The organism is Klebsiella sp. K47 (genome assembly GCF_051858335.1).
Taxonomy (GTDB): domain Bacteria; phylum Pseudomonadota; class Gammaproteobacteria; order Enterobacterales; family Enterobacteriaceae; genus Klebsiella; species Klebsiella pneumoniae.
The window spans coordinates 1-18226 of sequence record NZ_JBPYUI010000004.1 but is presented as its reverse complement, the minus strand read 5'-3'; the positions used below and the strand labels follow the sequence as shown (position 1 = coordinate 18226).

Sequence of the window (18226 nt, the reverse complement as noted above, 5' to 3'; positions counted from 1 at the left end):
TGCTTTTCCGCTGACAGCGTGGTAATAGTGAAAGCTGGTTGTCGAAATCTGGTGGAACCTGATGCCCGAACCCGTCGCCGAACCGGCGCTAAATGGACTGCGCCTCAATCTGCGGATTGTCTCTGTCGTTATCTTTAACTTTGCCAGCTACCTCACCATCGGCCTGCCGCTGGCGGTGCTGCCCGGCTATGTTCATGATGTCATGGGCTTTAGCGCTTTCTGGGCCGGGCTGGTGATTAGCCTGCAATATTTCGCCACGCTGCTCAGCCGCCCGCATGCCGGGCGCTATGCCGACCTGCTGGGGCCCAAAAAGATTGTCGTCTTCGGCCTCGGCGGCTGCTTTTTGAGCGGTTTGAGCTATCTGCTGGCCGCCTGGGGCAGCGGCTGGCCACTGATTAGCCTGCTGCTGTTATGCCTCGGACGGGTGATCCTTGGTATCGGCCAGAGCTTCGCCGGCACAGGCTCGACGCTGTGGGGCGTCGGCGTGGTCGGTTCGCTGCATATCGGGCGGGTGATCTCGTGGAACGGGATTGTGACCTATGGGGCGATGGCGATGGGCGCGCCGCTCGGCGTGCTGTGCTATTCGCACATTGGCCTCAGCGGTCTGGCCGGGGTCATTATGGCGGTAGCGCTGGTGGCTATCCTCTGCGCGCTGCCCCGCGCGGCGGTGAAGGCTGCCAAAGGCAAAGCGATGTCGTTTCGCGCGGTGCTCGGCCGGGTCTGGCCCTACGGCATGGCGCTGGCGTTGGCCTCCGCCGGCTTTGGGGTGATCGCCACCTTTATCACGCTATTTTATGACGCCAAAGGTTGGGACGGCGCGGCTTTCGCGCTGACATTATTCAGCTGCGCATTCGTTGGCGCGCGGCTGCTGTTTCCCAACGCCATTAACCGACTCGGCGGGCTGAACGTGGCGATGCTCTGCTTTAGCGTGGAGGCGATCGGCCTGCTGCTGGTCGGCTTTGCCGATACGCCGATGATGGCGAAAATCGGTACTTTCCTTACCGGGGCTGGCTTTTCGCTGGTCTTTCCGGCGCTGGGCGTGGTGGCGGTGAAAGCGGTGCCGCAGCACAATCAGGGGTCGGCGCTGGCGACCTATACCGTGTTTATGGATTTGTCGTTGGGCGTCAGCGGGCCGCTGGCCGGATTGCTGATGGCGTGGACCGGGATCTCGATGATTTATCTCGCCGCGGCGGGGCTGGTGATGGCGGCGCTGCTGTTGGGCTGGCGGCTAAAAAAACGGCCCCCGGTTAGCGAACCGGAGGCCAGCGCACCAGGCCAGTAATTACTGGATGGTGAGGGTGTTGATGATGCTTTCCGCTTCGGTCTGCGCCTGCTGCTGGTTATCCGCCGGCAGGGTGACCTGCAGGGTCAGCAGCTTGTCATCCACTTTGCCGAGGATCACGGAAGACCAGGCGGTCTGCCCCTTGGCGGAGATGATGCTGTTCAGCTGCTGCAGGGTATGGCCTTTAATCTCCAGCGGTTTATTGCTCACCACCTGCAGCTGCGGGTCGCGGCTGCGCTGCTGATCTTCCAGGCGTTTCGCCAGCACCGCCAGATCTTCATTGGTGCTGTCGCCGACGATGACGATGACCGCTTTCTGGCCGGTAGCGTCAGAGTAGACGTGCATATTGTTCGCCTGGGTACCCAGTTTGCCGCTCTGGTCGGCCATGCCCGCAGGCAGGGTGAAGCTCAGCTTGCCATCCAGCAGGCTGATTGCCTGGCCGCTGGCATTGCTCTCCGCTGCTGCGCCAACGGTTGGCGCTTTTGAATCGCTGTTATCGCAGGCGGCAAGCCCCATCACCAGCAGGCCAATACCGACATATTTAACCAAATTGCGCATTGACATCTTCCTTTCGATAAACGGCCACTAATGGCTCATCCGGCTATCTTAACACATCAGCCCGCGAGTACCTTTAACTCGGCTGTAATGCCGACAAATCAGATTTATCCGCCAGTCTTTTCAACAGCATATTTAACAGCACGCCGTACATCGGCAGGAAGAAAATGATGCTGATAAGCACTTTAAAGCTGTAGTCGACGAGGGCGATTTCCCCCCAGTGGGCGGCCATAAACGGGTCCGGGCTGCGCCAGAAAGCGATAAAGAAAAACGCCACGGTATCGCTGATGTTGCCGAACAGCGTCGAGGCGGTAGGGGCCAACCACCAGCGGCGGCTCTGCCGCAGGCGGTTAAAGACGTGAACGTCGAGGATCTGCCCCAGCGCATAGGCCATAAAGCTGGCGACGGCGATGCGCGCGACGAAGAGATTAAAGGTGCCCAGCGCGGCAAAGCCCTGCCATTCGCCCATGTAGAACAGCGCGGAGATGCCGTAAGAGATGGCCAGCGCCGGGACCATCACCGCGAAAATGATGCGTCGCGCCAGCGGGGCGCCAAAAATTCGCACCGTCAGGTCGGTGGCGAGGAAAATAAACGGAAAACTAAACGCGCCCCAGGTGGTATGGAAACCAAAGATGGAGATCGGCAGCTGAACCAGATAGTTGCTGGAGGTGATGACCAGCAAATGAAATAGCGAAAGCCAGACGAGCGCTTTTTTGCGCTGTACGGTAGTAAACGGATTCATATTGTGACCTTTTTATGCCCGTCATGCTTCAGGTGAATGAGCAATCGGCAGCGGAACGTTGGGGTGAGGGAACCCAATTAAAAACGGCTGCATGATACTGCGTTGCCGGCGTAATGCAATGGTTGTTTTTCGCGCAAACGTTAACCTGGCTTGCGTACTGGCGAGCAGGGGGTAAACTAGGGCCGTTTTATTGACGTGAGACTAAAATGAGCGAACTTTTCTCCACTCCTGACCACACCCTGGATGCCCTGGGACTCCGCTGCCCGGAGCCGGTCATGATGGTGCGTAAAACCGTGCGGACGATGCCGGTGGGCGAGACGCTGCTGATTATTGCTGACGATCCGGCCACCACCCGCGATATCCCGGGATTCTGCCGCTTTATGGAGCATGAGCTGGTGGCCCAGGAAACCGAAGCCCTGCCGTACCGCTACCTGATCCGCAAAAGCCACTGAGCCTCTCCCGGATGGCGGCGCGTAGCGCCTTATCCGGGCTACCCCTTTATGCCGTTATGTTGTCTTTTGCCGGGTGGCGGCTACGCCTGACCCGGCTTACAGCAGCAACAAACCGCTCCACCCGTAGGCCCGCGCAAGCGCAGCGCCGCCGGGCGCTATTTCAGGCACAGTGTCCGATATTTTCCCCGGTGGCGGCTGCGCCTGACCTGGCCTACGTCCCTGAGCCTCTCCCGGATGGCGGCGCGTAGCGCCTTATCCGGGCTACCCGACGGTCTGGAACCGTAGCCCTGCTAAGCGTAGCGCGAGCAGGGAAGCCGGTATCGATGCTACAACTTCTTACGCAATAACCGCAGCGCGTTAGCCGTTACCAGCACGGTGGCGCCGGTATCCGCCAGCACCGCCAGCCACAGACCGGTCAGGCCGAGCAGGGTGGTGACGAGGAAAATCCCCTTCAGCCCTAAGGCAATCGCGATGTTCTGGCGGATATTGGCGTGGGTGGCGCGCGCCAGGGAAATCATCTGCGCCAGGCCGGTCAGACGGTTATGGGTCAGCGCGGCGTCGGCCGTCTCCAGCGCCACGTCGGTTCCGCTGCCCATGGCGATGCCGATGGTGGCCGCTTTCATCGCCGGCGCGTCGTTGATACCGTCCCCGACCATCGCCAGCGGCGCGTCGGCATTCAGCGCTATCACCGCGTTGACCTTGTCCGCCGGTAGCAGACCGGCGCGGAATTCCAGCCCCAGTTCGCTGGCGATGGCCGCCGCGGCGCGCGGGTTATCCCCGGTAAGGATCACCCCCTGAACGCCCAACTGATGCAAAGCATCCACCGCCTGACGCGCGTCGTCGCGCAGGGTATCGCGCAGCGCCAGAATGCCGAGCAGCGTCTCGCCGCGCATCACCAGCACTACCGTTTGCCCGGCGCTTTCCAGCTGCTGGATCTGCGCCTCATGCTCTGCCGGGGCGGCTTTGCTGGCGGCGCAGATCAGGATGCGGCTGCCGTTGACTTCGGCTTCGATACCAGAGCCCGCCAGCGCCCGCTGGCCGCTGGCAAGCGGAATGCTCAGCTGACGCCGCTGCGCTTCACGGACGATAGCCTGCGCCAGCGGGTGGCTGGAGCCTTGCTCCACCGCCGCCGCCAGCGCCAGCAGCGCGTTGTCGTCAACTTCGGCCGTGGCAATAACCGAAGTCACCTGCGGCTGGCCGACGGTCAGGGTGCCGGTTTTATCGAACGCCACCTGGCGCACCTGGCCCAGCTGCTCCAGCGCCGCGCCGCCTTTGATTAGCGCCCCGCGGCGGGCGGCGACCGCCAGGCCGGAGGTGATGGCCGCCGGCGTGGAGATGACCAGCGCGCACGGACAGCCGATCAGCAGCAGCGTCAGCCCTTTATAAATCCACGGCAGCCAGGCGCTGGCGAAGAACAGCGGCGGGACAATGGCGACCAACAAGGCCACGACCATAATGGCCGGGGTGTAGATCCGGCTGAAGCGGTCGATGAAGCGCTCGATTGGCGCCCGACGCTCCTCAGCCTCTTCAATCAGCTTCAGGATGCGGTCGATGGCGCTGTCGCCCGGTTCGGATATCACGGTAAGCTGCACCAGGCGATCGACGCTGGTGGCGCCCGCCGCTACCCGTTCCCCGGCCTGACGCTCCACCGGCACCGACTCGCCGGTCAGGGCGCTTTCATCAAAGCTGGCAAACGGCGACAGCAGTTGTCCATCCGCCGGCAGACGCCCGCCGGCAGCCACTTCAATCACATCTCCGGGACGCAGGTCGCGCTGGGCGACGGTTTCCCGCACGCCGTTGCGCAGACGGATGGCGGTGTCGGGCTTCAGCGCCATCAGCGCGCTCACCCCCTGCCGTGCGCGGCTGGCGGCCCAGCCTTCGAGACGCTCGCCGATCAGGAACAGCAACAGCACCATCGCCGCCTCCGCGGTGGCGCCGATAAACAGCGCCCCGATGGCGGCGACGCTCATCAGCGTTTCAATGGCGAACCAGCTCCCGCTCTTGATCAGGCGTAGCGCCTGGCGGGCAACCGGCCACAGGCCAACCAGGGTGGTGGCAATAAAGGCCAACTGACCGGCAGGGTGGTTGGCCTGCTCCAGCCCCCAGCTCAAGGCCATCATGATAACCAGCGTCAGTAACGGCAGATTGTCGCGCAGCAGCGACCCTCGGGTTTGCTTAGCTGCGGGAGCATCGGCATCGCGCAGCGTATACCCCGCCTGGCGGACCGCGTTCTCAACCTGAGCGCGGACATCGCCCTCGGCGTTAACCAGCAGCTTTTCTGTGGCGAACAGCACCTGGACCTGACTGACCCCGGGCACCTGACGGACCGCGGTTTCCACCTTGCGGGCGCAGGCGGCGCAGTCCATGCCATCTACCTGCCAGCGGTAGCGGGCGTCGCTAAGCGCTTCGGCGGCAGGGGCGGACTCTGTGGCGCAGGCGTGATCTGTACAGCAGCTCTCCGCCGGGGCGGTTGCTGGCCGCATGGTGAAAGACGAGAATTGTGGAACTTTTTTATCCTGCGCGTCTGGAGTCGACATGGCACCCTCCGGGAAATGATAATTTTCTCATTAGCCGTAGGATACACTCTGGAGTCGACTCCAGAGTCAAGGACTAAATTACAGGTACAGCGCGCGCACGATCAGGAAGTGGCCGGCAAAGTAGAACGCGGCGGCGATGGCGTTATCGGCGCGGAAGCGGCGACGATAGTGGCTCACCAGCCACACGGCATTGCTCAGCAGCAGCAGGGCTGCGCCGGCGAAACCGGACAGCGCGGTGTTGGTGGGGCGGGCAAACCACAGCTCACCGGCCAGCCAGACCATTACCAGCGTCATTCCGATAAAGGTCAGCACCGGCATTTTCATCTCTTCCAGCCGACTCCAGATCACCGCCATTAGCAGGGCGCCGAATACCAGCAGCACCAGCGGCAGCGGCCAGAAGAACGACAGCGTCAGCTGGCTGGCGAACCAGATGGTATACAGCAGATGTGACAGGAAGAAAGCGCCCACCGCGTACATCACCCGCTGGCGCGGCAGCAGGGTCAGGGCGTCGCCGAGCAGCGAGGCGCACAGGCCAGCCAGCACCAGATAGCTGATGGCATTGAACATCGGCGCCTGCCAGGCCAGTAACAGCAACAGAATCAGGGTGACAGGTTTAAAAACCCAGCGTCGCCATGCCGGCCCACGATAGGATGCATCGACATAAAGCCATGCGGAGAAACAGACAGCAATAAATGACCAAAGCATAGTAAGTCCCTGTATCTGTTATCATAAAGAAAGTTACGGATGCGTGATGCTACTACTCAGTGTAGTGGTTTGGTGTAGCAGATGACAATGTTATTCCCGACGCAGTATGCTGATTCCTGATATTTTTTATGGGTAACCCTAATGAGTAAAATGCCCCTCTTTTTTGTTCTGGTCGTCGCGGTGATTGTGGTGGCGGCTTCGTTTCGCTATGTCCAGCAGCGCCGTGAGAAACAGGCGAATGACGCCGCGCCGTTGCTACAAAAGCGGGTTATCGTCAGCAATAAACGGGAAAAAGTGATTAACGATCGGCGCTCGCGGCAGCAGACGGTGACGCCTGCAGGCAGTGAGATGCGCTATGAAGCGAGCTTTCGCCCCGAAAACGGTGGGCTGGAGGTGGTGTTTCGCCTTGACGCGCCGCAATATCACGCGCTGAGCGTCGGCGATCGTGGGATGTTGAGTTATAAGGGCACAGCGTTCGTGGCGTTTACGCCCGATCCCTGAGCCCTTTTCAGGACTATTTTTTCAGCGTCGCCTTCAGTTTTTTCTGCCAGGCGACGAGCTCAAACACGCCGAAAATAAAAATGCGGATTTGCTCAAAGCGGCTCAGCGGCGGCGCCTCTTTCGGCTGCGTCGCCTTGAGCAGCGTCAGCTGCAGACCGTGCATCAGGATCATGAAAATCAGCGCGACGTTGACAAAGATATTCAGCGGCTTCGGGAAGGGCTGAAACAGATTCAATAACAGAAAGGCCCAGACGCACAGCATCAGCAGGCGGCCTAAATTAATCAGCATGGTGCTCTCCTTGGGCCTCACGTTGGTAAAGACGGTAGGCGACCTGTCCGGCCACTTTTTCACGATACAATTGCCAGTTAGCCGGCACCGGCGGTAAGCCGTTTTCGACTTCGCTTTCGACGTACACCAGGGCCTCATCGGCCAGCCAGCCTTGTGTCTCCAGCAGACGTAGCGTCTCCTCCAGCAGCCCCTGACGGAACGGCGGGTCGACGAACACGATCTGGTGCGGGGTCCCCGGCTGGCTCAGGAAGCTGAGGGTGTTGGTGGTGATCACCTTGCCGCGATCCGCTTTCAGGGTGGCGAGATTTTTTTGCAGCTGCTGGGCTACGCCGCGCTCCATCTCCAGCAGCGTGGTGCTGGCCGCATAGCGGGACAGCGCTTCCAGCCCCAGCGCGCCGCTGCCGGCAAAGCAATCGAGGCAGTGCGCGTCAACAATGGACGGCGCCAGCCAGTTAAAAAGGGTTTCGCGAACCCGGTCGGTGGTCGGCCGCAGGCCCGGGCTCTCCGGCACCGGTAATTTACGGCCGCGCCATTGCCCGCCGATGATGCGGATCTGGCCGCTGCCCGCGTGGTTTGGTTTTTTCATCTCTCTGCTCAAGTCTCAACTTCCAGCCTGCTATTCTAGCGATCGACGGCGGTTGACGAAACCTTAATCCGGGGGCGGTGCTGCGAGTTAAGTTAAGTGATAGACTATCCAACTAATTTCATCATTTTTTCAGCTTCTGATGAAGCTGCGCCATGAATAAACAGCGAGGAGTGTGGTCGCAAATGGCAAAAGAGAAAAAACGTGGCTTCTTTTCCTGGCTGGGCTTTGGACAGAAAGAACAGGCACAGGAAACCGAGACTGAGCAAAAAGTAGAAGAACAGCAAGCGGTTGCCGAAGAGATACCGGCGGTTGAAACCCCTGCTGAGCCGAGCGCGCCGAAAGCAGACCCGGAGGCGTTTGCCGAAGACGTCGTCGAAGTGACCGAGACGGTGGTCGAAAGCGAAAAAGCGCACCTCGCGGAGCCTGCCAGCGCGCAGGAAGAAGAGTGGGTGGAAACGCCTGTTCTGACCGAAGAAACGCCTGTTGTTGAACCGGAGCCCGCGGTCAGCGAACCGCCTGAACAGCCTGCGGTGGTTGAGCCGCTGGCGGAAGAGGTTATCGCCGAACCGGTGGTGGCGGAAGCCGTAGCAGAGCAGCCTGTGGAAGGCATCGTTGTCCAGCCGCAGGAGACAGAAGCGCCCGAAGAGGACGCGCCGTTAAGCGATGAAGAGCTGGAAGCGCAGGCGCTGGCGGCCGAAGCGGCAGAAGAGGCGGCGGTAGTGGTGCCGGCGCCCGAGGACGAGGCGCCGCTTGAAGCGCTGGCTCAGGAGCAGGAAAAACCGACAAAAGAAGGTTTCTTCGCCCGCCTCAAACGTAGCCTGCTGAAAACGAAGCAAAATCTCGGTTCCGGATTTATCAGCCTGTTCCGCGGTAAGAAGATCGACGATGATCTGTTTGAAGAGCTGGAAGAACAGCTGCTGATCGCCGACGTCGGGGTGGAAACCACCCGCAAGATCATTACCAACCTGACGGAAGGCGCCAGCCGTAAGCAGCTGCGCGATGCAGAAGCGCTGTACGGCCTGCTGAAAGAAGAGATGGGCGAGATTCTCGCCAAAGTAGACGAGCCGCTGAACGTTGAAGGCAAAACGCCATTTGTTATTCTGATGGTCGGCGTGAACGGGGTGGGGAAAACCACTACCATCGGCAAGCTGGCGCGTCAGTTTGAACAGCAGGGTAAGTCGGTGATGCTGGCGGCGGGGGATACCTTCCGTGCGGCGGCGGTGGAACAGCTGCAGGTCTGGGGCCAGCGTAATAATATCCCGGTGATCGCCCAGCACACCGGCGCCGACTCCGCCTCGGTAATTTTCGACGCCATTCAGGCGGCGAAGGCGCGCCATGTTGACGTACTGATTGCCGATACCGCCGGGCGTTTGCAAAATAAATCGCACCTGATGGAAGAGCTGAAGAAGATTGTCCGGGTAATGAAAAAGCTGGACGTCGACGCGCCGCACGAGGTGATGTTAACCATTGACGCCAGCACCGGGCAGAATGCTATTAGCCAGGCCAAACTGTTCCATGAGGCGGTAGGATTGACCGGGATCACCCTGACCAAGCTGGACGGCACCGCCAAAGGCGGCGTGATCTTCTCGGTGGCCGATCAGTTCGGCATTCCGATTCGCTATATTGGCGTCGGCGAGCGTATTGAGGATCTGCGTCCGTTTAATGCGGGCGACTTTATTGAGGCACTTTTTGCCCGAGAGGATTAAGAATGATTCGCTTTGAACAAGTCAGCAAAGCCTATCTCGGTGGGAGACAAGCGCTGCAGGGGGTGACCTTCCACCTGCAGCCGGGCGAGATGGCGTTTCTGACCGGCCATTCCGGCGCAGGGAAGAGTACCCTGCTGAAGCTTATCTGTGGTATCGAACGGCCCAGCGCCGGGAAAATCTTCTTCAGCGGTCATGAAATCAGCCGTCTGAAGAGCCGTGAGGTGCCGTTCCTGCGCCGCCAGATCGGTATGATTTTCCAGGACCACCATTTGCTGATGGATCGTACCGTGTATGACAACGTGGCGATCCCGCTGATTATCGCCGGCGCCAGCGGCGATGATATTCGTCGTCGCGTCTCGGCGGCGCTGGACAAGGTTGGCCTGCTGGACAAAGCGAAGAATTTTCCCATTCAGCTCTCCGGCGGTGAGCAGCAGCGCGTGGGAATCGCTCGCGCGGTGGTCAACAAGCCGGCGGTGCTGCTGGCGGATGAACCGACCGGCAACCTCGACGAGGCGCTCTCGGAGGGGATTTTACGTCTGTTTGAAGAGTTTAACCGCGTCGGGGTGACGGTACTGATGGCCACGCACGATCTGGGGCTTATCTCCAGTCGTCCGTACCGCGTGCTGACGCTTAGCGACGGCCATCTGCATGGAGGCATTCGGGGTGAATAAGCGCGACGCAATGAACCAGATTCGCCAGTTCGGCAGCAAGTTCGATCGCCTGCGCAACGCCGCGGGCGGCGGCGGTGGCGGGCGCAATGCGCCAAAACGGCCGAAAGCGGCGCCTAACCCGGCCTCGCGTAAGAGCAACGTATTCAACGAGCAGGTGCGCTATGCCTGGCACGGCGCGCTGCAGGATCTAAAAAGCACGCCGCTGGCGACCTTCCTGACGGTAATGGTCATCGCCATTTCGTTGACCCTGCCAAGCGTCTGCTACATGGTCTACAAAAACGTCAGCAGCGCGGCGTCCCAGTATTATCCCTCGCCGCAGATCACCGTTTATCTGGAAAAAACGCTGGATGACGATGCCGCGGCGCGGGTGGTGGGCCAGCTGCAGGCGGAGCAGGGCGTCGACAAGGTAAACTATTTGTCCCGTGACGAGGCGCTGGGGGAATTCCGTAACTGGTCTGGCTTTGGCGGCGCCCTGGATATGCTGGAGGAGAACCCGCTGCCGGCGGTCGCCATCGTGGTGCCGAAGCTGGATTTCCAGAGCACCGAGGCGCTGAATACCCTGCGCGATCGGGTAACGCGGATCCAGGGCGTCGATGAAGTGCGGATGGACGACAGTTGGTTTGCCCGTCTCTCCTCGCTCACCGGGCTGGTAGGACGCGTGTCGGCGATGATCGGCGTGCTGATGGTGGCGGCGGTGTTCCTGGTGATCGGCAACAGCGTGCGCCTGAGCATCTTCGCCCGCCGCGATACCATTAACGTTCAGAAGCTTATCGGCGCCACCGACGGCTTTATCCTGCGTCCGTTCCTCTACGGCGGAGCGATGCTGGGCTTTTCCGGCGCGTTTTTATCGCTGATCCTGTCGGAGATTCTGGTAATGCGCCTCTCGTCGGCGGTGACCGAAGTGGCGAAAGTCTTCGGCACCCAGTTTGAGCTGAGCGGCTTAGGCTTCGACGAGTGTCTGTTGATGTTGATCGTCTGCTCGATGATCGGGTGGGTAGCCGCCTGGCTGGCGACAGTGCAACATTTACGTCACTTTACTCCCGATTAATAAAAGCGTGATATAATCTTTCCCTGCTGCAATGAGTTCCTGTTCGCAGGGAAAGATACCGCAAGCTTGTTCCCCTTTTCCTGCCCTCACTTTTTCATCGTGGTGTCACATTTTGTGCGTAATTTATTCACACCGTTGCATGGAACTTGTGGATAAAATCACTGTCTGATACTAATGTGAGTGATATTCTCGTTGCTCATGAATGCTGGCATGCTTGTTGCCTGATGGGGACAAGAACGCGTCAGAAGATATCAATTGAGAGGATTTGAATGACCAAAGAAATGCAAACTTTAGCTTTAGCCCCCGTTGGTAACCTGGAATCGTACATCCGGGCCGCTAACACTTGGCCGATGCTGTCGGCTGATGAAGAGCGGGAGCTTGCTGAAAAGCTGCATTACCAGGGCGATCTGGAAGCAGCGAAAAAGCTGATTCTGTCTCACCTGCGCTTTGTTGTTCACATTGCTCGTAACTACTCGGGCTATGGCCTGCCGCAGGCGGATCTGATCCAGGAAGGCAATATCGGCCTGATGAAAGCCGTGCGTCGCTTTAACCCGGAAGTGGGTGTGCGCCTGGTCTCCTTCGCCGTGCACTGGATTAAAGCCGAAATTCACGAATACGTGCTGCGCAACTGGCGTATTGTGAAGGTCGCTACCACCAAAGCACAGCGTAAGCTGTTCTTTAACCTGCGTAAAACCAAACAGCGTTTGGGTTGGTTCAACCAGGATGAAGTGGAAATGGTGGCCCGTGAGCTGGGCGTGTCGAGCAAAGACGTCCGCGAGATGGAATCCCGTATGGCGGCCCAGGACATGACCTTCGACATGTCGTCCGACGATGAGTCAGACAGCCAGCCGATGGCGCCGGTCCTGTATCTGCAGGACAAAACGTCTAACTTTGCCGACGGCATCGAAGACGATAACTGGGAAGAGCAGGCGGCGAATAAGCTGACTGACGCGATGCAGGGCCTGGACGAGCGTAGCCAGGACATCATCCGCGCCCGCTGGCTGGACGAAGATAACAAGTCCACGCTGCAGGAACTGGCCGACCGCTACGGCGTCTCCGCAGAGCGCGTGCGTCAGCTGGAAAAGAACGCCATGAAAAAACTGCGTGCCGCTATCGAAGCCTGATACGCCACGCCTGCCTGATACCTGATATCAGGCTCCCCGATAACGCCCCGCCTCAGGTTGGGGCGTTTTGTTTTTCTGCGTCCTCCCGGAGCAGGAGCATCTGCGGGCAGTGCGTCTGCAGGCAGCCGAGTAAGACGCTGAACGCCGACGCCATCTGCTCTTCGGGCTGGCTGGCGAATCCCATCAGTAATCCTTTCTTGCGCGCCGCCGTCAGGTAGTAGCGCGACAGCGGCCGCACCAGAATGTGCCGCGCATTGGCCTCTCTGGCGATCGCCACATCGTCAGCCTCTGCGGGCAAATTGAGGATCAAATGCAGCCCGGCATTATCGCTGAAGTCAGACAGGGCGTACGGCATACAGTGCTGCTGGATAAGCTCAGTTAAAAAGGCGCGGCGACGGCTGTAGAGCAGCCGCATACGGCGGATATGGGCCGAATAGTGGCCGGCGGTAATAAACTCCGCCAGCGCCATCTGGATCAGCGAATGGCCGCCGCGGTAAAGCTCGGCATGGGCGTGCTTCAGGTCGCTGACCAGCGGCCGCGGGATCACCACGTAGCCCAGACGCAGGCCGGGATAGAGCGTCTTGCTGAAGGTGCCGATATAGACCACCGGGGCGTCGGCGACCAGACCCTGCAGGGCGGGGATCGGCTGACCGGAAAAGCGAAACTCGCTGTCATAATCATCTTCGACGATCCAGCTCCCCTGCTGACGGGCGAGCGCCAGCAGGCGCTGGCGGCGCTCAAGGCTCATCACCGCGCCCAGCGGATACTGGTGGGAAGGCGTAACGAAGATCAGCCTCGGCGCATCGTCAACCGTCTCCGGCGGGCACAGGCCGTTGGCATCGACGGTCAGGGGTTCTGCCCGAACGTCGTTCATCGCCAGCACGTGGCGGATCCCCCAGTAGGAAGGCTCCTCCACCCACGCCAGATCGCCGTTATCACACAGCATGCGGGTGACCAGATCGATCGCCTGGTGGATCCCCTCGGTGATAAGAATTTGATCTGACTGACAGTGGACGCCGCGCGACACGCGCAGATAATCCACCAGCGCCTGCTGCAGTTCCGGAGTGCCGCCGTTGCAGCTATAGCTGAGCCGCTCCGGTTTGGGCCGACGGCTGATGCGGGCCTGGATCTTACTGAACAGCGGGTGGGGGAAGGCGTTAACGTCCGGCACGCCGGGTATAAACGCTCCCCACTGGCGCGGGCTGGCGCTGACCTGGCCGAGCAGATGCTGGCCTCGGTGTGAAAGATGCGCCGTCGGTGCCGCAAGACTGTTGTTTTCCCGCTCTTCTTTAGCCGTCAATGAGCTCTCAGGGGCGGTTTGGGCAACGAATGTTCCGCTTCCCCGACGGGAAACCACATATCCTTCCGCCAGCAATTGTTCATAAGTTGTTAATATGGTGTTTCTTGATACGCCAAGTTCGCCCGCCAGGTCCCGCGACGGCGGCAGACGGCTTTGCGGCGCCAGCGAACCGTCGAGGATCGCGCGGCGCAGCGCGTTATATAAGCGTTTGTGCAGAAGAGGATCCCGCTCTTCCTGCAGACGGACCAGCACCAGGTCACCCACCAGCGAACGCAATTGGATCCCTCAGATATTCAAAATTGGTACTCGATTATAGGGCCAACTCCTGTGTAAATAAACGACATCGTTTCTAATTTGTTGCGATAACGTGACATACACGACAGGAGATTCGCAGGTGAAAAGCTCAGAACTGAATCAACGTCGCCAGCAGGCGACGCCGCGCGGCGTAGGCGTAATGTGTAACTACTTTGTCGAGAAGGCGGAAAACGCCACGCTGTGGGATATCGAAGGCAATGAGGTGATCGATTTCGCCGCCGGGATCGCCGTGTTAAATACCGGTCACCGCCATCCGAAAGTGGTCGCCGCGGTTGCCGACCAGCTGCAGGCGTTCACCCACACCGCCTATCAGATTGTGCCGTACGAAAGCTATGTTTCGCTGGCGGAGCGTATCAACGATCTGGCGCCAATTGACGGGCCGGCAAAAACGGCTTTCTTCACCACCGGCGCGGAAGCGGTCGAGAACGCGGTGAAAATCGCCCGCGCTTACACCGGTCGTCCGGGGCTGATTACCTTCGGCGGTGGTTTCCACGGCCGTACCTTTATGACCATGGCCCTCACCGGTAAGGTCGCGCCCTACAAAATCGGCTTCGGGCCGTTCCCGGGCTCGGTGTATCACGGCGTTTACCCCAATGCGGCGCATGGCGTGACCACCGCGGATGCGCTGAAAAGCCTGGAGCGCATTTTCAAAGCGGATATTGCGCCGGACCAGGTAGCGGCCATCATTCTCGAGCCGATCCAGGGGGAAGGCGGCTTTAACGTCGCGCCGGCCGATTTTATGCAGGCGCTGCGCGACCTGTGCGATACCCACGGCATTCTGCTGATCGCCGATGAAGTGCAGACCGGTTTCGCCCGCACCGGCAAGCTGTTCGCTATGCAGCACTATGAGGTGAAACCGGATCTGATGACGATGGCGAAAAGCCTCGCCGGCGGTTTCCCGCTGTCGGGCGTTGTCGGTCGCGCCGAGGTGATGGATGCGCCAGCCCCAGGCGGGCTGGGCGGAACCTATGCCGGTAACCCGCTGGCGGTGGCCGCGGCGCACGCGGTGCTGGATGTCATTGCCGAAGAGCAGCTGTGCCAGCGCGCTGAACAGCTGGGTAGCCATCTGCAGGAAGTGCTCAACCAGGCGCGCGCTACCTGCCCGGCGATCGTGGATGTCCGCGGCCGGGGGTCGATGGTGGCGGTGGAGTTTAACGATCCGCAAACAGGCGAACCGTCGCCGGAGTTCACCCGTCAGGTGCAACAGAAAGCGCAGGAGAACGGCCTGCTGCTGCTGAGCTGTGGCGTCTACGGCAACGTGATCCGCTTCCTGTATCCATTGACTATCCCCGACGCCCAGTTCTCGAAAGCGCTGGATATTCTGGCGCGCGTACTGAAGAGCTAACGTCTCCCCGGCGGGCTGCGGCGGCAGGGAAGCCGAACAGAAACAGGACGCCGCAGCCGGCTGTTTATGCTCAGCGTGAGTGGTTTATCACCCTGATATCACCTTTTTTCCGGCGGTGACAACCGCCGGAGTAAAACGGAAAGTATTATGTCTGAAAACTCCACCTTTTCTCCCGTCCTCACCGGCCGGGAACGTACGGCTGTCCCTGCAAAATCTCTGAGCTTCGTCGAAGGGGTATCGATGATTGTCGGTACCAATATTGGCGCGGGCGTCCTCTCTATCGCCTATGCGTCAAGCAAAGCGGGCTTTTTACCACTGCTGTTCTGGCTGGTGCTGGTGGGTGGTCTGACCACGGTGACTATGCTCTATGTCGCGGAATCCACGCTGCGCACCCGTAAACATCTGCAGCTCAGTGGATTATCGAAGCGCTACGTCGGCGGCTTTGGCGCGCTGATGATGTTTCTCTCCGTCTGCGTCAATAGCGTCGGGGCATTGACGGCGTATATGACCGGCAGCGGTAAGCTGCTGCACTCCCTGTTTGGCATCTCGCCGGCGCTGGGCAGCGTGCTGTTTTTCGTTCCGGCGGCAGGGGTACTCTACCTGGGGCTGAAGGCGATCGGCCGCGGTGAGAAATTTATCAGCATCGGCATGGTGGTGATGATCTCGGTGCTGGTGATTGCCACGCTGTTGAAAGAGACCACCCGCGTCGGCTATCTGCTCGACGGCAACTGGCTGTATATGGTTCCGGTCTTCAACGTCGTAGCATTCTGCTTCTCGGCACAGTATATCGTGCCGGAGATGGCGCGGGGCTTCGCCGACAAACCGGAAAAATTGCCTAAAGCCATCATGGTCGGCATGGCGCTGACCTTTACCCTGCTGGCGCTGGTGCCGTTGTCGGTGATCTCGCTTAACGGTCTGGACAATATCTCGGATGTGGCCACCATCTCCTGGGGGCGGGCGCTTGGCGAATGGGCCTTCTTCTCAGCCAATCTGTTTGCGCTGTGCGCGATGCTGACCTCCTACTGGGGACTGGGCGGCAGCTTCCTGACCAATATCTTCGATCAGTTCCGCCTGGGGAATGACGAACAGCCCGCCCGGCGCCTGATGGTGCTGCTGGTGGTGGCGATCCCGCCGTTTGTACTGGCCTATAGCGGCATGGTTTCCTTCGTCAACGCGCTCTATTTTGCCGGGGTGTTCAGCGGCGTCATTTTATCGATTATGCCGATCCTGATGCTCAAGGGCGCCCGCCAGCGTGGCGATCTGACCCCGGGCTGGACCTGTCCGGCCTGGATGACCCATCCGCTTATCCAATGCTTCATTGTGTTGTTGTATCTTTGCAGCGCCGCCTACGCGATAGCATCCGCGGTGGGCTACCTACCCGCAGGCTGGTAATCAGGCTCTGTTTTGCACCGCGTCCGGTTCATGCTGGCGCGGTTTTTTTATTTGTCACTTATCTGTTACATAGCCCGCAATTTAGTCGTTTCAAATTCCTCAGAATGACGGTATGTTTAGCATAGTGTGCTGCAAAAGCGCGGGCAGCCCCCGGTTGATTAGCTATCATATGCTTTTCCTATCGGTATAAACAAAATAATGCGCTAATAAACAACATCACAACAAATGCAAAAACCATAATAATGGGGAGCCTCAGGATGAATATGAAGGGTAAAGCGTTACTGGCAGGATGTATTGCCTTAGTTATGAGCAGCGCGGCGCTGGCAGAAGATATCAAAATCGCGGTAGTCGGGGCGATGTCCGGCCCGGTGGCCCAGTACGGCGACCAGGAGTTTACCGGCGCAGAGCAGGCGGTAGCGGATATCAACGCTAAGGGCGGCATCAAGGGCAATAAGCTGCAGATCGTCAAATATGATGACGCTTGCGACCCGAAACAGGCGGTAGCGGTAGCCAACAAAGTGGTCAACGACGGCATCAAATACGTTATTGGTCACCTGTGTTCCTCTTCCACTCAGCCGGCGTCTGATATCTATGAAGACGAAGGCATTCTGATGATTACCCCGGCAGCGACTGCTCCGGAGCTGACGGCGCGCGGCTATAAGCTGATCCTGCGCACCACCGGTCTGGACTCCGATCAGGGGCCAACCGCGGCGAAATACATTCTCGACAAAGTGAAGCCGCAGCGTATCGCAGTGGTACATGACAAACAGCAGTACGGCGAAGGTTTGGCCCGTGCGGTGCAGGATGGCCTGAAAAAAGGTGGGGCAAACGTGGTCTTCTTCGACGGGATCACCGCCGGTGAGAAAGATTTCTCCACCCTGGTGGCGCGCCTGAAGAAAGAGGATATCGATTTCGTCTACTACGGCGGCTATCACCCGGAAATGGGCCAGATCCTGCGTCAGGCGCGCGCCGCCGGTCTGAAAACCCAGTTTATGGGCCCGGAAGGCGTAGCGAACGTCTCCCTGTCTAACATCGCCGGCGAGTCGGCGGAAGGCCTGCTGGTAACCAAGCCGAAGAACTACGACCAGGTGCCGGCGAACAAACCGATCGTGGATGCGATCAAGGCGAAGAAACAGGATCCGAGCGGCGCCTTCGTGTGGACCACCTACGCGGCGCTGCAGTCGCTGCAGGCAGGCCTGAATCAGTCTGACGATCCGGCGGAAATCGCTAAATACCTGAAAGGCGCGACAGTAGACACCGTGATGGGCCCGCTGTCGTGGGATCAGAAAGGCGACCTGAAAGGCTTTGAGTTCGGGGTCTTTACCTGGCATGCGAACGGTACGGCGACCGACGCCAAATAATTTAACCGGCGCCTTTCACGCTGCAAATGCGTTGTCTGCGGCCCTCAACCCCGGTCACTTACTGATGTAAGCTCCCGGGGATTTCGGGTCTTGACGCCTTTTTGCAACGCGAAATGCTGGGTTAAATGGGTGGGGACTTTCACGCTGCAAATGCGTTGTCTGCGGCCCTCAACCCCGGTCACTTACTGATGTAAGCTCCCGGGGATTTCGGGTCTTGACGCCTTTTTGCAACGCGAAATGCTGGGTTAAATGGGTGGGGACTTTCACGCTGCAAATGCGTTGTCTGCGGCCCTCAACCCCGGTCACTTACTGATG

At 59.5% G+C, this 18226-nt stretch carries 17 protein-coding genes; 10 read left to right on the top strand and 7 right to left on the bottom strand.

The features are described from left to right. Positions 1 to 61 precede the first annotated feature (61 nt). Positions 62 to 1282, top strand: a complete 1221-nt coding sequence (locus tag RRF55_RS04780; protein ID WP_004173981.1) for an MFS transporter — start codon at positions 62 to 64, stop codon at positions 1280 to 1282. Here RRF55_RS04780 and RRF55_RS04775 read toward each other — a convergent pair whose 3' ends face one another. After that, entirely contained in the window at positions 1283 to 1840 is a 558-nt protein-coding gene (locus RRF55_RS04775; protein WP_064153057.1) for a DcrB family lipoprotein, read from the bottom strand. Positions 1841 to 1913: 73 nt separating this feature from the next. Then, positions 1914 to 2579: a 7-cyano-7-deazaguanine/7-aminomethyl-7-deazaguanine transporter gene (locus tag RRF55_RS04770; protein WP_002920860.1), complete on the bottom strand. Its 666-nt coding sequence runs from the start codon at positions 2577 to 2579 to the stop codon at positions 1914 to 1916. Between the two features lie 206 nt (positions 2580 to 2785). Here RRF55_RS04770 and tusA point away from each other — a divergent pair, with 206 nt between their 5' ends. Then, positions 2786 to 3031, top strand: a complete 246-nt coding sequence (gene tusA / locus RRF55_RS04765) for a sulfurtransferase TusA (protein WP_002920858.1) — start codon at positions 2786 to 2788, stop codon at positions 3029 to 3031. A 326-nt stretch (positions 3032 to 3357) separates the two neighbouring features. Here tusA and zntA read toward each other — a convergent pair whose 3' ends face one another. After that, positions 3358 to 5568 (bottom strand): Zn(II)/Cd(II)/Pb(II) translocating P-type ATPase ZntA, encoded by a 2211-nt coding sequence (gene zntA / locus RRF55_RS04760; protein ID WP_032415774.1) that lies wholly within the window; start codon positions 5566 to 5568, stop codon positions 3358 to 3360. Between the two features lie 78 nt (positions 5569 to 5646). Beyond that, complete coding sequence (locus RRF55_RS04755; protein ID WP_004173987.1) at positions 5647 to 6273, bottom strand: lysoplasmalogenase; 627 nt, start codon at positions 6271 to 6273, stop codon at positions 5647 to 5649. A 150-nt stretch (positions 6274 to 6423) separates the two neighbouring features. Here RRF55_RS04755 and RRF55_RS04750 point away from each other — a divergent pair, with 150 nt between their 5' ends. Next, positions 6424 to 6774, top strand: a complete 351-nt coding sequence (locus RRF55_RS04750; RefSeq protein ID WP_004173989.1) for a DUF2500 domain-containing protein — start codon at positions 6424 to 6426, stop codon at positions 6772 to 6774. A gap of 13 nt (positions 6775 to 6787) precedes the next feature. Here the strand turns inward: RRF55_RS04750 and RRF55_RS04745 are convergent, their stop codons facing one another. Beyond that, positions 6788 to 7063, bottom strand: a complete 276-nt coding sequence (locus RRF55_RS04745; RefSeq protein WP_002920822.1) for a DUF1145 family protein — start codon at positions 7061 to 7063, stop codon at positions 6788 to 6790. Next, positions 7053 to 7649, bottom strand: coding sequence for a 16S rRNA (guanine(966)-N(2))-methyltransferase (gene rsmD, locus RRF55_RS04740; RefSeq protein WP_002920820.1), 597 nt, complete (start codon positions 7647 to 7649; stop codon positions 7053 to 7055). Before rsmD ends, RRF55_RS04745 begins: the two co-directional genes overlap by 11 nt. A 182-nt stretch (positions 7650 to 7831) precedes the next feature. On the opposite strand from rsmD, the gene ftsY reads away from it, so the two are divergent. The 4 genes from ftsY (at position 7832) to rpoH (ending at position 12198) form a co-directional block, all read left to right on the top strand. Then, positions 7832 to 9355, top strand: coding sequence for a signal recognition particle-docking protein FtsY (ftsY, locus tag RRF55_RS04735; protein ID WP_004188286.1), 1524 nt, complete (start codon positions 7832 to 7834; stop codon positions 9353 to 9355). Positions 9356 to 9357: 2 nt separating this feature from the next. Continuing rightward, complete coding sequence (gene ftsE / locus RRF55_RS04730; RefSeq protein WP_002920817.1) at positions 9358 to 10026, top strand: cell division ATP-binding protein FtsE; 669 nt, start codon at positions 9358 to 9360, stop codon at positions 10024 to 10026. Further along, positions 10019 to 11074: a permease-like cell division protein FtsX gene (gene ftsX / locus RRF55_RS04725; protein ID WP_004173994.1), complete on the top strand. Its 1056-nt coding sequence runs from the start codon at positions 10019 to 10021 to the stop codon at positions 11072 to 11074. Before ftsE ends, ftsX begins: the two co-directional genes overlap by 8 nt. A 269-nt stretch (positions 11075 to 11343) precedes the next feature. Then, positions 11344 to 12198 (top strand): RNA polymerase sigma factor RpoH, encoded by an 855-nt coding sequence (rpoH, locus tag RRF55_RS04720; RefSeq protein WP_002920815.1) that lies wholly within the window; start codon positions 11344 to 11346, stop codon positions 12196 to 12198. Between the two features lie 52 nt (positions 12199 to 12250). Here the strand turns inward: rpoH and RRF55_RS04715 are convergent, their stop codons facing one another. Further along, on the bottom strand, positions 12251 to 13774 hold the full coding sequence (locus RRF55_RS04715) for a PLP-dependent aminotransferase family protein (protein ID WP_032447926.1): 1524 nt from the start codon (positions 13772 to 13774) through the stop codon (positions 12251 to 12253). Positions 13775 to 13892: 118 nt separating this feature from the next. Here RRF55_RS04715 and RRF55_RS04710 point away from each other — a divergent pair, with 118 nt between their 5' ends. The 3 genes from RRF55_RS04710 (at position 13893) to livJ (ending at position 17911) form a co-directional block, all read left to right on the top strand. After that, on the top strand, positions 13893 to 15158 hold the full coding sequence (locus RRF55_RS04710; RefSeq protein WP_004181475.1) for a 4-aminobutyrate--2-oxoglutarate transaminase: 1266 nt from the start codon (positions 13893 to 13895) through the stop codon (positions 15156 to 15158). Positions 15159 to 15305: 147 nt separating this feature from the next. Further along, positions 15306 to 16550: an aromatic amino acid transport family protein gene (locus RRF55_RS04705; protein WP_075394438.1), complete on the top strand. Its 1245-nt coding sequence runs from the start codon at positions 15306 to 15308 to the stop codon at positions 16548 to 16550. Positions 16551 to 16807: 257 nt separating this feature from the next. Next, a complete protein-coding gene (livJ, locus tag RRF55_RS04700) occupies positions 16808 to 17911 on the top strand; it encodes a branched chain amino acid ABC transporter substrate-binding protein LivJ (RefSeq protein ID WP_032447925.1) in 1104 nt (367 codons plus the stop codon). Positions 17912 to 18226 lie beyond the last annotated feature (315 nt).